The organism is Caulobacter segnis, assembly GCF_003243465.1.
GTDB classification, from domain to species: Bacteria; Pseudomonadota; Alphaproteobacteria; order Caulobacterales; family Caulobacteraceae; genus Caulobacter; species Caulobacter segnis_A.
Map to the genome: position 1 here is coordinate 1 of NZ_QFQZ01000107.1, position 11,827 is coordinate 11,827.

Sequence of the window (11,827 nt, forward strand, 5' to 3'; positions counted from 1 at the left end):
CGCTTCGCCCTGATGATCACCGCCTCGACCCTGGTGATGTTCGGACTGATGTACCTGAACACCTATGAGCCCGATCACCTGCGCTTCAGCCAGACCCGGGCCTGGATGGCGCTGATGATGAGCGGGGTCATGGCCGCGCTGATGATCGGCTTCATGTGGGGCATGTACCGGAACAAGCGGCTCAACGCGGCGATCCTCTGCGGCAGCCTCGCAATTGCGGTCGGCGCGCTGGCCATGGTCCGCAGCCAGGCCACGGTCGGAGACGTGGCCTATCTGGAGGCCATGATCCCCCACCATTCGATCGCCATCATGACCAGCGAGCGCGCCAGGCTCCGCGATCCGCAGACCCGGGCGCTGGCCGACGGCATCCTCGACGCCCAGCTGCGCGAGATCGAGCAGATGAAGCAGGCGGTCGCGCGGCTGAAGGCGGCTCCACCGTCGAAGGACGCCCCGGTCCTGGCGTCCTATCGCGCGCGCCACGCCGCGCCGCCGCCGCCTCAGACCGACGCCTCGACCGGCATCGACACCTTGGCCATCCCCCGATGAGCTAGGCCTCCGCGCCGGGCTTCGCCGCCCTGAGGATCGCCATGCCGACCAGGGCCGAGGCCAGAGAGCCGGCCAACACGCCGATCTTGGTCTCGACGATCAGGTGCGGATCCTTGAAGGCCAAGGCCCCGATGAACAGGCTCATGGTGAAGCCCACACCACACAGCACCGCCACGCCATAGAGCTGGCCGAAGCTAGCGCCACGCGGCAACCGCGCCCAACCCAACTTGATCAGGCTGAAGGCCACGCCGAACACCCCCAGCTGCTTGCCGACGAAGAGGCCTAGGGCCACGCCCAGCGGCACGGGATCCAGCAGAGCCGCCAGGCCGACGCCGGCGAACGACAACCCGGCATTGGCGAAACCGAAGATCGGGGTCACCATGAAGGCCACCGGCTTGTGGAGGGCATGTTCCAATCGGTGGAGCGGCGAATGATCACCGCCGCGCAGGGGGATGGTCAGGGCCAGGGCGACGCCGGCCAGTGTGGCGTGGATGCCCGACTTTAGCACCAGGAACCACAGCACCGCGCCCAACAGCAGATAGGCCCATAGCGCCATGACCTTGAGGCGGTTCAGCGCGATCAGGACCAGCAACACCAGGCCCGCACCGGCCAGATAGAGCAGATGCAGCTGCGCGGTATAGAAGAGCGCGATGATCACGATGGCCGCCAGGTCGTCCATGATGGCGATGGCGGTCAGGAACACCTTCAACGAGGTCGGCACACGCGACCCCACGAGCGCCAGAACCCCCAGGGCGAAAGCGATGTCGGTGGCCGAGGGAATGGCCCAGCCAGCGATGCTCTCGACGTGGGTGCGATTTAAGGCCAGATAGATCAGGGCCGGCAGCGCCACCCCGCCCAGGGCCGCCGCGCCAGGCAGGAGGACGTCGGCGAGGCGCGACAGCTGGCCGTCCAGCACCTCACGCTTGATCTCCAGCCCCACCAGCAGGAAGAATAGGGCCATCAGCCCATCGTTGATCCAATGCTGCACGCCCATCGGTCCGATCGGTGCATGCAGGACGTGAAAGTAGCTCTCGGCCAGCGGCGAGTTGGCCACGACCAGGGCTAGGGCCGCGGCGGCCATGAGCACGTAGCCGCCCGACGCCTCGTGGCTGATGAAGTCCTTGAAGGCGGTCTTGGTCGTCCTGGCGAGCTTGCGCAGCATGCGAGATCTCCGGCCTGAACGCGCCGGTTGTCGCTGGCGCACAACAAGGGCGCGCTCGCCACACCGCGCGCCCGATCTGGGTTTGCGACGTGGCGTCAGGTTATCGACGGACGCCTGACTGGGTTCGCTCAAGGGCGCCAGCCCGGTCGCTCAAAGCGACCCGATCTCTGCGCGCCAATCTAGCCAAGCTCACGAAGGCTTCAACAAAAAGACGCCTCATCGCGCCAAAAGATCGTTACACGATGTTTTTGCCCCAATCTTCAGAACGCGTTAACCCCAGGCCCCGACCCTGACGGTTCACGCTCATTCCCATCATGACCCGCCGACGCGCGGGTATTGGTGTTTGCCTATGTTCCTTTTCAAGTTCCGGTCGAGTTTCCTGGCTTTCTTGTTCAGCGCGTTTATCGGGGCGATCTGCGCGCCGCGAGTCTGGGCCGATGAGAGCCATGAACGGTTCGCAGCCATCGTTATCGACGCCGAGACCGGTGAGACGCTCTACGCGCGACATGCCGACGCCAGACGCTATCCAGCCTCGCTGACCAAGGTGATGACGCTCTTCCTGGCGTTCGACGCGCTCGACGCCGGTAAGCTCAAGCTTGATGGACCCGTCGTCATCTCGCCTCGGGCCGCCGCGCGTCCGCCGTCTCGCCTGGGCCTACCGGTCGGCGACCGCCTGACGGTTCGACAGGCGATGGACGTCATGGTGGTCAAGTCGGCCAACGACATCGCCACGGCCCTGGGAGAGACCCTGGGCGGAACCGAGGCAGGCTTCGCGCGCGCCATGAACGCAAAGGCCAAGGCCCTTGGCATGAAGGCGACCCATTTCACCAATGCCTCGGGACTTCCCGATCTTCGCGAGGCGGCCTCGACCCGCGAGGCCCTTTCCCGCATCGATCAGACCCCGGGCCCGTTGCTCGACTCCATCGCCGCCAGCCTGCCGGCCGAGATCGACCGCTGCCTCGATGAGGCCCACACCGCCCTTCGCCTGGAATTCCTGGCCGAAGCCGCCCGCAATCCGGCCGTCGCCGAGACCGTCCGTCAAACCGACGCCCGCGAGACCGCGCTCTCGGCGCAACTGATGAGCCGGCTTCGGCGCCCCGAATGGAGCGATGAGGACTTCGCCTGCCGTGTTGAGATGATCGGGCTGGTGTTCGACGGCCTGCAGACCCTGGCCGTCCGCCGGCCCCAGCTAGATCGCGCGGTTCTGGGCAGACAGGTCCAGGCCATGATCGACCTGCTGTTCGCGCGCGCCTGAACAACGCCAGGCGTATGGCGTCGGTCAGATCGGGGTCAACCGGTAGCCGGTCTCCGTCGTCCAGCCGTCGACCCGCACCAGGCTTTCCAGTCGTCGGCCGCCCGGCGTGCGCCGCAGGAAGACGATCAGGCCGATCGCCTGGCCGATCGCACGGCGGGGAATGGTGTGGCTCACCTCTCCGATCAGGTCTTCCAGTCGGTCGAGCGCCTCGGCGGCGCTGTTGGCGTGGAGCGTCGCCAAGCCCCCGGGATGGCCGGTATTCCAGGCCTTGAGCAGGTCCAGCGCGCTGCCGTCGCGAACCTCGCCGATGACGATGCGGTCGGGCCGCAGACGAAGCGCGGTGCGCACCAGGTCCGCCATGCTGATCGGCGGCTCGGTGCGGCGGGTCAGCAGCGCCAGTTGGTCGGGTGCGGCGCACTGCAGTTCGGCCGTGTCCTCGATCAGGATGATACGGTCCGCGGCGAAGGCGGGCAGCGCCAGGATCGCATTGGCCAAGGTGGTCTTGCCCGTGCCGGTGCCGCCGGCGATCAGGATGTTCTCGCGCGCCGTCGCCGCCGCCTCCAGGGCGCTGGCCTGCTGACGGCTCATCACCGCCTGCTCGACATAGTCCGCCAGGGTGAAGATCGTCTCTGGGCGTTTGCGGATCACGAAGCCGGGGCCCGCCGACACCGGCGCATAGACACCCTGGAAGCGCTCTCCGCCCGGCAGGGTGGCGCTGGGCAGGGGGTTGTGGTGATTGACCACCTCGCCGGCATGGTCGGCCACCAGGCGCAGCACCCGTTCGGCGTCGGCCCGGGCGAGCGTCTGACCACTGTGGGTCCGTCCCGCGCCGACCCGTTCGATCCAGATCGCGCCGTCGGCGTTGACGATCACCTCGACCACGTCGGGGGCGGCCAGGGCCTCGGCGATCACCGGGCCCAAGGCGTGCGACAGGGCCTCGGCCTTGCGCGCCTGGGTTTCGGGGGCGTTGACGGTCATGATCAGTCCTCGAAATCGAACGTCAGGTCGGCGACGCTGAGGATCGCCGGCGGGGGACAGCTGTGCGGCCTGGCGGGCTTGGCCGGAGCGGCCTGCAACGGCGACCCGCTCGGCCGCGCCGCGCGCACACCCAGCCAGTCGTTGGGCGGGGCGCCCGGGGTGTCGAGCGTCTCGGGGGTCTGAACGAACAGCGCCCGCTCGCCGGCGAAGAAGTTGCGCGTCGCCGCCGCGATCGCCGCCACCTCCCAGTAGCGGATCTTGTCGGTAACGAACGGTTTTGCGTTGTTGACGAACAGGAACTGCTTGTCGGCCGCCAATCCGCGCACGTCCTGCTCTGCCAGGACATAGCGCTCGACCTCGGCCTGGTTGCGGCTGCGGTGGCCCTTGCCGAAGGCCAGGCGCGGGTCGCTGAAGCTCTCGCGCATCTCCAGCGCCCGGCCCGCTCGCTTGACCACCCGCTCGATGCTGGTCGGCTCGGACGTCGCGAAGGCGGCGGTGACGTGGCAATTGTCGAAGATCGAGGTGTGGACGCCGTAGTACTTGAAGACGTCGTTGAACGACTGGCAGATCAGGTGGGCGACAATGCCATAGCCGGCCATTTCGCCCAGGGCGTTCTCCAGGAACGGCAGCGGGCCAAGCTTGGGAAACTCGTCGAGCATCATCAGCAGCTTGTGGCGCTTGGGTCGCCCCCGGCTGTCGGCGTCCACCGTCTCCATCAGGCTGTTGAGGCTCTGGCGCAGCATCACCCGCACCATGAAGGCCAGGCGATCGGCGTGGGCCTGAGGGGTGATCAGATAGAGGCTGACCGGCGAAGGCGAACATACCAGGTCGCCGATGCAGAAGTCCGAAGCGCTGGTGGCGTGGCACACCAGCGGGTCGGCCCAGAGGGCCAGCGACTTCTGCGCCGTGGCCAGCACGCTGGAACGAACCCTGGGCTCCATCGAGCGGAACGCCGTGGCGCCCAGCCAGACCTCGGGATGGATTTCGGCGATCGGCTCGCCGTCCTCGTCGCGCGCCAAGCCGTCCGCGGCGGTCGGGTCGGGACGCCAGCGGTGCTGGGTGGCCAGCATGGCGTCCAGCGTCGCCTCGATGTCGATCAGCAGCCGACGGACGTGGGCCAGGGTCTTGTGCTCGTCCGGCTCGGCGTAGAGGCAGTGCAGGATCACGCCGGTGAAGAAGTTGGCCGCGCTCTGGTCGAAGAAATCGAGATTGCCGCCCTTGAGGCCGATCGGATCGACCAGGATGCCGACGATGTTCTGGATGTCGGCGATCTCCATGGGCCCCTTGCGGACCTCGAACAGCGGGTTCCACCGCGCGGTGTTGGGGTCGGTCGGGGCGAAGTAGAAGGTGTGCGAAAAGGTGCGGCGATGGTCGGCGGTGATGTGCCAGAGCTCGCCCTTGCGGTCGTAGGTGAACAGGCTTTCGCCCCAGGTGACCATTGAGGGCACCACATGGCCGGCTCCCTTTCCCGAGCGCGAGGCGCCCACGATCACGCAGTGGACCAGCATGACGATGCTCAGGAGCCGCCCCTTCAGGCGGCCCAGCACCCTGCCCTGCAGCCTTGCCCCCGCGACCAATTCGGCGCGCCGGGCGTCGGCCAGATCGCCCCAGGCGGCCTCGCCGAAGGGCCTGGGCCGCGCTACGAACCGCCGGGTCAGGCCGATGACCATCAGCAGGGGCCAGAGAAACACCGCAAGCCCGATCAGGGCGGCCTGGTCGAAGGCCTGCGGATAGGCGCCGGCCCAGCGGCCGTACCAGCCAAGGAACGCCCACGGCGCGTAGAGCTGCACGGGCCCGACCGCGCCCCAGCCGGGACCGAACGCCGCCGGATAGCCAAACTGCAAGGCCGCCGACTGCCCGGCCGACCACGTCCCCAGCGCGATGCCCGCCAGGCCAAGGACCAGGATCGCGAGCGCCTTGGGCCCCTTGGCCATCACCGCCTCCAAGCCCCCGCGCGACAGTCGAGCAAGGGCCGGCCGCCATTTCAATCCGTCAATTCTAGGGGACGCCGGCGCTCCCATCGCGGGATACGGCGTCCAAACTCAAGCTTCAGTTGACCCTTCGGAAAACCTCGGCCAGCCTATCGGGCTCGGCCCCAGGGGAAGGCCGGACAATACGGGAAAGGCGCGAACGTGGCCCTAGGCGATCCGACTGATCCGACCGATACCGAGCGCCTGCACGCCGCGCTCAGGCCCGTGGCCGACCAGACCCTGGCCTTCTTCGAGGCGACGTCCGCCGGCGCGGCCCGGGCGTTGGAGCAGCGCGGATCCACGCCGTCCGGCGCTCTGATCCACGACAACGCCATGACGTCCGGCGCGGCCCAAAGAAACCTCGCCAGCATCAGCGACGATGCGCGCCTCAATCTGGTTCGGCTCACCCAGGAACCCGCCATCGCCCGCATCGTGGCGATGGACGGGGACGGCCGGCGCGAGACCATCTTCATTGTCCGGGCGTCGCCTCAACTGAGGCAGTTCGGCGGCGCGGCCGCCGCCAGCTATCGCTCCCCGATCGGCCGCCTGGCGGCGCTGGATGTCGGCGAGGACGCGGACGTGCGCCTGGGCGACCAGGTGCGGACCTGGGAGGTCATTGAGCGGGCCGAGCTTCGGCCCGTCCTGACCGCCGGTCAGTGGGATGCGCTGCGCACCGTCTTCAAGAGCCTGGACGCGGGCCCGGTCACCATCACCTCGCTGCGCGAGTTCCTCAAGACCTTCGCGCTCGACGACGAGGTGCTCGACGCCTTCGACGCCCAACTGCGCGCCGACGCCGCCGCCCGCATCGTCGTGGACGGCCGCGTCCGCGACGTGATCACCAAGATGGGCCTGCGCGACCGGCCGCTGCTGGACCGCTATCAGGACGAGATCTTCCGAGAGCCCCTGGGCGCGCGTCTGGCGATCCTGGGCCCGCCCGGCACCGGCAAGACCACCACCCTGATCAAGCGTCTGGGCCTGAAGCTCGACGCCGAGCATTTGTTGGACGCCGAGCGCCAGGCAGTGTCGCGCAGCGTCGCCGGCCTGGCGGGTCTGTCGTCCAGCTGGCTGATGTTCACCCCCACGGAACTTCTCAAGCAGTACGTCAAGGAAGCCTTCAACCGCGAGGAGATCGCCGCCTCCGACCTTCGGATCCGCACCTGGGCCGAGCAACGGCGCGAACTGGCCCGCCAGCGCCTGGGCATCCTGCGCACCAGCAGCGGGCGCGGGGCCATCCAACGCGACGATCTGGCCAACCTCACCGCCGCCACCCTCGCCGATCAGACGGGCTGGTACGCCGATTTCCAAGGCTTCCAGGCCAAGGAATTCTGGGCCGAGTTGGAGCGCCACGCGGCCCTGCTGGCCGGAGCCGAGGACCCTGAGACCGCCCAGTTGGGCCGGCGCGTACAACTGATCCTGGCCAGCGTCCAGGAGGGTCTGAGCGCCGAGCCTTTCGTCGCGATCGCCGCGTTACGCGAGGATTTCGCGCGGCTGGTGACCTTGCTCCGCGACCAGTTGGAGAAGACCCTGCGCCGGGCCTTCTCGGACCACATGCGCGCCGACCCGTCCTTGCCTTCGGCCCTGTTGTCGTTCCTGGCCACCCTCGACGAGGCCGCCGACGGCGCGGAGGACCCGGACGCCGACGAGGACGAGGACGAGGAGCCGCCCGCGCCGAAGGGGGGCCTCGCCGAGGCCTTCGAGGCCTATACCCGTGCGGTCAGAGCCCAGGCCCGCGCCAGCGCTCAGAAGCGCTCGGTCGGCAGACGCACCCGCAACGGCCGGATTTTGGAGTGGCTCGGCGAAAGGAGCCTGGACGAGGCCCAGCGTCAGACAATCGGCCAATCGGTCCTCGTTCTGGCCGCTCTGCGCGGTTTCGCCAATCCGTTGCGCCGCTATGTCGAGCGGATGCCCGCCCGCTACCGCCGCTTCCGGCGCGAGCGCGTCGCCGAGACGCGCTGGTACGCCGCCATGCCATTCGCGCCGACGGACCTTTCGCCGCTTGAGGTGGATTTGCTGATCCTGGCCATGCTGTCGGCCGGTCGCACCCTGCTGGGAGATATTCGTATCGCGGCCCTGGCCGACGAGCCCCGGTTCTCGGTGCTGGCCACCATCCGCGATCTTCTCAAGATTCAGATCGTCGTCGACGAGGCCACCGACTTTTCGCCGCTGCAGCTGGGCTGCATGGCCCAGCTTTCCGATCCGGCGGTGGGCGCCTTCGTGGCTTGCGGCGACTTCAACCAGCGCATCACCCCCTGGGGGAGTCGCACGCCGGCGGACCTGACCTGGGTGATTCCGGATCTGGACCTGCGCCCGATCGTCCGCAGCTACCGTCACAGCCGCCAGATGGCCGCCTTGGCCGCCAAACTCGCCACCGACCACAGCCACGCCGCCACCCTGCCCGAGGACATGCCCAACGAAGGCTTCGCGCCAGTGCTCGGTCGCGACCTGTCGGGCGACAGCCTGGTCGCCTGGCTAGCCGCCCGGATCGGCGAGATCGACCAGACCCTGGACGGCGGCCTGCCCTCGGTCGCGGTGCTGGTCAACGACGAGGCCGACGTCGTGCCTTTGGCCGACGCCCTGAACCTGGCCCTGCAGGACGCCAATATCCGTTGCGAAGCCTGCCCGCGCGGGCTGGTGCGCGGTCGCGACAGCGACGTGCGGGTCTTCGACGTCCAGCACATCAAGGGCCTGGAGTTCGAGGCGGTGTTTTTCGTCGGCGTCGACGATCTGGCTCGCGCTCATCCGGAGCTGTTCGACAAGTATCTCTATGTCGGCGCGACCCGCGCGGCGACTTATCTGGGCCTGACCAGCAGCGGCCCCGACCTGCCCCCCGCCCTGTCGGCCCTTGAGGACGATTTCGGCGACGACTGGCGATGAGGCCCTAGCGGTCGGGCCCCGATGGCTCGCGGCCGGGCAGTAGGCCCTCGCCCCGCGCCAGGCCCAGAACCTTGTCCAGGCCCTTCTGCTGGGCCGCGACGGGGTGACGGGCGATCGCTTCGACCACGCGCCGGTCGACCTCGCGGACGGCCTGGCCGACGCCCAGCCCCCTCTGCGAGGGCGCGACCAGGGTGTCCTCGCCCAGTTCCCTGGCGACCATCAGGCGGGTTCGGGTGCGCGCCACCGCCTCGATACGCGTGTCGGCCCGCTTGATCTTGCGCTCCAGGGTCCGTCCTTCACGCCGCGCCGCCTCGGCGGCCTGCTTTTCCGGATCCAGGCGCGCGGCCAGGAAAGCCCGCCCCTCGGGACCGCGCAGCCAGTCGCGCCGCACCGCGTAGCGGATCTCAGCCAGGCGCGCGGCCTGCCTGGCGCGGGCCAGGGCGTTGAGCTCGGCATGGGCCGCCCAGATCATCCGCGCCGGATTGCGCATCCAGCGCATCAGGCTGGCGCGCTTGGCCCGCCCGCGGGCGATCCGGCGTTCGGTGGCGATCAGCGTCCCCTTTGCCAACGCCCGCGCCGAGGCCGCCTCGGCCAGCACCTCGCGCACGATGTCGCCGGCCCGGGGCGCGGCTGGCCGCTGCAGGCGGCCAAGGTCGCGCGCCCAGCCGTCGCGCTCGGCGATCATGGTGGCGTGAATGGCCTCGAATTCGCGGATCACCGCGCCGATCGGATAGGGTCCGCGTTCGAGGCCCTCGGCCATCCGGTCTTCCAGATCGCGGAGCTTGGCCGGCCCGTCCTTGCGCGCCTGGTTTCGCTCGCGGACCCGGCGGTTGATGTCGCCCCGGTCCGAGGCCTCGCCGCGTCGCTCCATGCCCGAGGCCGAGGGGCCCAGGTGGATGGTCGGCTCGCGCGCCTCGCCCTGATCGGCCAGGCTGTGGTGCGTCACCTGGGGCGCGTCCGCACCCAGGTGCTGGCGCAGATGCTGGTTCTGGATTTCGCACCACTCCAGCCGAAGCGCCCTGACGGCGTCGGGATTGTCCCATTCGCGACCCTTCAGGCCAAAGCCTTCGGGGGTCACCCGCCTTGTGGTGACCAGGATGTGGGCGTGGTGATTGCGCTGGTCGCCGTGGGCGTCGGGATCGTGGATCGCGTAGTCGGCGATCATGCCCCGCGCCACCAGGCTGTCCCGGACGAAGGCGCGGATCAGGGCATGGCGCTGATCGTCGGACAGCTCGTGCGGCAGGGAGATCAGCACCTCGCGGGCGGTGCGCGAATCCGCGCGCTTGTCGGCCGCTTCGGCCGCGTTCCACAAGGTCTCGCGATCGGTAAGCGACGCCGGCGCGGTGTCCGGGGCCATCACGCCTGAGAAGGCTACCCCGCCCTTGGCGGTATAGTCGAAGGTCATCTCCAGGCGCCGGTCGTGCAGGCTGGTCGCGGCGCGATAGGCGGCCGCCGCGACGGCCGATCGGCCGTCCGCGCGCTTGATCGCCTGCACCTCGAGCCGGAACTGCGCCACCGCATCTCCTCGTCCAATTCGCGCTTTGCGCGGGGATCGCTAAGGGGCTGGCCCCTTGGCTGACGACGTCATCCCGATGACGTCGGCCGCAGGCATTGCTTGCAATGCATAACTGCGCCCTTGTCACCATCGACGAGTTAGGGGTACGCTCGTCATCGTCCGAAATCAAGTCGCCGACTATCACCCCTTCCCCTCAACCGGCCAGCCGCCATGCCCTCCGACCCAGCCGTTTCCGCGCCTCGCCCCCGTCGCCGCCCCGAGAGTCCGGCCGCACGCCAGCGGCGTCTGCAGGCCCTTGAGGTCGCCCTGGCCGATCGCGAGCATCGGGCCCGCGAGGCGCTGTCGGGCCTGCGCGGCTCCCTGCCTCGCAACCGAGGGCACGTCACGCCGCTGGCCAGGATCGAGAACGACGAGGAGCGCCTGGCCGTCTGGCGCGCCCGGGTCGAACGCCTCGAAGCCCTCCTCGACCAGACCGAACGCAAGCGCGAAACCCGGGCCAAGATCGTGCTGGGGACCACCCTGCTGGCCGAGGCGGCGCAGGATCCTGACGACCCGCTGCTGGCCCGGCTCCTGGCTATCGTCGACGCCCGCGTCCACCGCCCCCGCGACCGGCTGGCGATCGCCGAGACGCTGGGCCTGGCCATCGCCCCGCTGAAGGCGCGCCCCGTTCCGGACCTGCCCGACTTCGACGCCCTGGCGGCCGAGCGCCTGGCGCAGGAGGCGTCGCGCGAGGCGCCCGGCGACGAGCCGGCGCCGGGACGTCGCCGGGGGAAAAAAAGGGGGCTGACGCCCCCTTCCCTAGTGAACGGTCTCGGCGGCGAGCCACCGCTCGAACATCTGGTCGATCAGCTCGTCGCACTCGACCTTCAACTGCTCGGCGGTCTTGCCGTCCGGCGGGAAGTCAGCCGCCAGGGTCTGGAGGCTCAAGTGGTCGAAGGTCACCACCGAGATCATCCCGGCCTCGCCCACCGCCATGACGTGACGGGTCATGGCTTCGTCGCGTTCGCTGGCCCAACTGCGGATGAACGCTCCACCGGCCAGCTTCAAGACGATGCTGTAGCGAGGCTGACCGCTGGCGATGTGGGCCTGGATCAGTTGACGGTCGACGTGATCGAATTCGGTCGTGGACATGGGACAACTCCGGCTGGACCGACGCTCCCCTTGAGCGCCTTTGTCCCCTCCCTCCTGTCGGGTCCCGGCCCGTCACCGGAGGGATCGCGCAGCGGTCCCGGAGGGGAACCCGCGCCAGCGGGTTGACGGGCTGGGTGACAGGATATCTTTGGAAGAGGCGCCCCCAGGCTCAGTAGCCGACGCCGCGCCGTCGTCAGGCGACGGCGACGAGCGCCCCCCAGGGCGCTCGCCAGCGGATAGTTGGGAGGGAACCCCTGGAACAGGATGTAGATGGCCGTCGTCACCACATAGAGCCGCGATTCCGCACCGAGGATGGCAGGAATGGCAAAGGCCCCCATCATCGAGGTGAACAGGAACAGCGCGGCCCCGAGGATGGGCCTGCCCATTCCCATCTG

General features: G+C 69.0%; 9 protein-coding genes. 3 read left to right on the forward strand and 6 right to left on the reverse strand.

Going from position 1 to position 11,827, the window contains the following annotated elements; translation table 11 throughout:
- A partial coding sequence (locus DI526_RS21500) for a DUF305 domain-containing protein (protein ID WP_369692061.1) occupies positions 1 to 546 on the forward strand: 546 nt, incomplete at its 5' end.
- Position 547: 1 nt separating this feature from the next.
- Here DI526_RS21500 and nhaA read toward each other — a convergent pair.
- Positions 548 to 1,708 carry a Na+/H+ antiporter NhaA gene (nhaA, locus tag DI526_RS21505; protein WP_304282447.1) on the reverse strand — a complete coding sequence of 387 codons (1,161 nt, stop codon included), beginning with the start codon at positions 1,706 to 1,708 and terminating at the stop codon, positions 548 to 550.
- A 388-nt stretch (positions 1,709 to 2,096) separates the two neighbouring features.
- On the opposite strand from nhaA, the gene DI526_RS21510 reads away from it, so the two are divergent.
- Positions 2,097 to 2,963: a serine hydrolase gene (locus DI526_RS21510; RefSeq protein WP_304282450.1), complete on the forward strand. Its 867-nt coding sequence runs from the start codon at positions 2,097 to 2,099 to the stop codon at positions 2,961 to 2,963.
- Between the two features lie 24 nt (positions 2,964 to 2,987).
- Here DI526_RS21510 and trbB read toward each other — a convergent pair whose 3' ends face one another.
- Positions 2,988 to 3,941 carry a P-type conjugative transfer ATPase TrbB gene (trbB, locus tag DI526_RS21515; RefSeq protein WP_304282453.1) on the reverse strand — a complete coding sequence of 318 codons (954 nt, stop codon included), beginning with the start codon at positions 3,939 to 3,941 and terminating at the stop codon, positions 2,988 to 2,990.
- A gap of 2 nt (positions 3,942 to 3,943) precedes the next feature.
- Positions 3,944 to 5,875, reverse strand: a complete 1,932-nt coding sequence (locus DI526_RS21520; RefSeq protein WP_304282455.1) for a type IV secretory system conjugative DNA transfer family protein — start codon at positions 5,873 to 5,875, stop codon at positions 3,944 to 3,946.
- 198 nt (positions 5,876 to 6,073) lie between these two features.
- Here DI526_RS21520 and DI526_RS21525 point away from each other — a divergent pair, with 198 nt between their 5' ends.
- Entirely contained in the window at positions 6,074 to 8,785 is a 2,712-nt protein-coding gene (locus DI526_RS21525) for an ATP-binding domain-containing protein (protein WP_304282458.1), read from the forward strand.
- A 4-nt stretch (positions 8,786 to 8,789) separates the two neighbouring features.
- Here DI526_RS21525 and mobQ read toward each other — a convergent pair whose 3' ends face one another.
- From mobQ to DI526_RS21540, 3 genes are all read right to left on the reverse strand, one after another.
- Positions 8,790 to 10,301 (reverse strand): MobQ family relaxase, encoded by a 1,512-nt coding sequence (gene mobQ, locus DI526_RS21530; RefSeq protein ID WP_304282460.1) that lies wholly within the window; start codon positions 10,299 to 10,301, stop codon positions 8,790 to 8,792.
- Between the two features lie 180 nt (positions 10,302 to 10,481).
- Positions 10,482 to 10,898: a hypothetical protein gene (locus tag DI526_RS21535; protein ID WP_304282462.1), complete on the reverse strand. Its 417-nt coding sequence runs from the start codon at positions 10,896 to 10,898 to the stop codon at positions 10,482 to 10,484.
- Positions 10,899 to 11,099: 201 nt separating this feature from the next.
- The gene (locus DI526_RS21540) at positions 11,100 to 11,432 is read right to left on the reverse strand and encodes a hypothetical protein (protein ID WP_304282464.1); all 333 of its coding nucleotides are present in this window, start codon (positions 11,430 to 11,432) and stop codon (positions 11,100 to 11,102) included.
- Positions 11,433 to 11,827 lie beyond the last annotated feature (395 nt).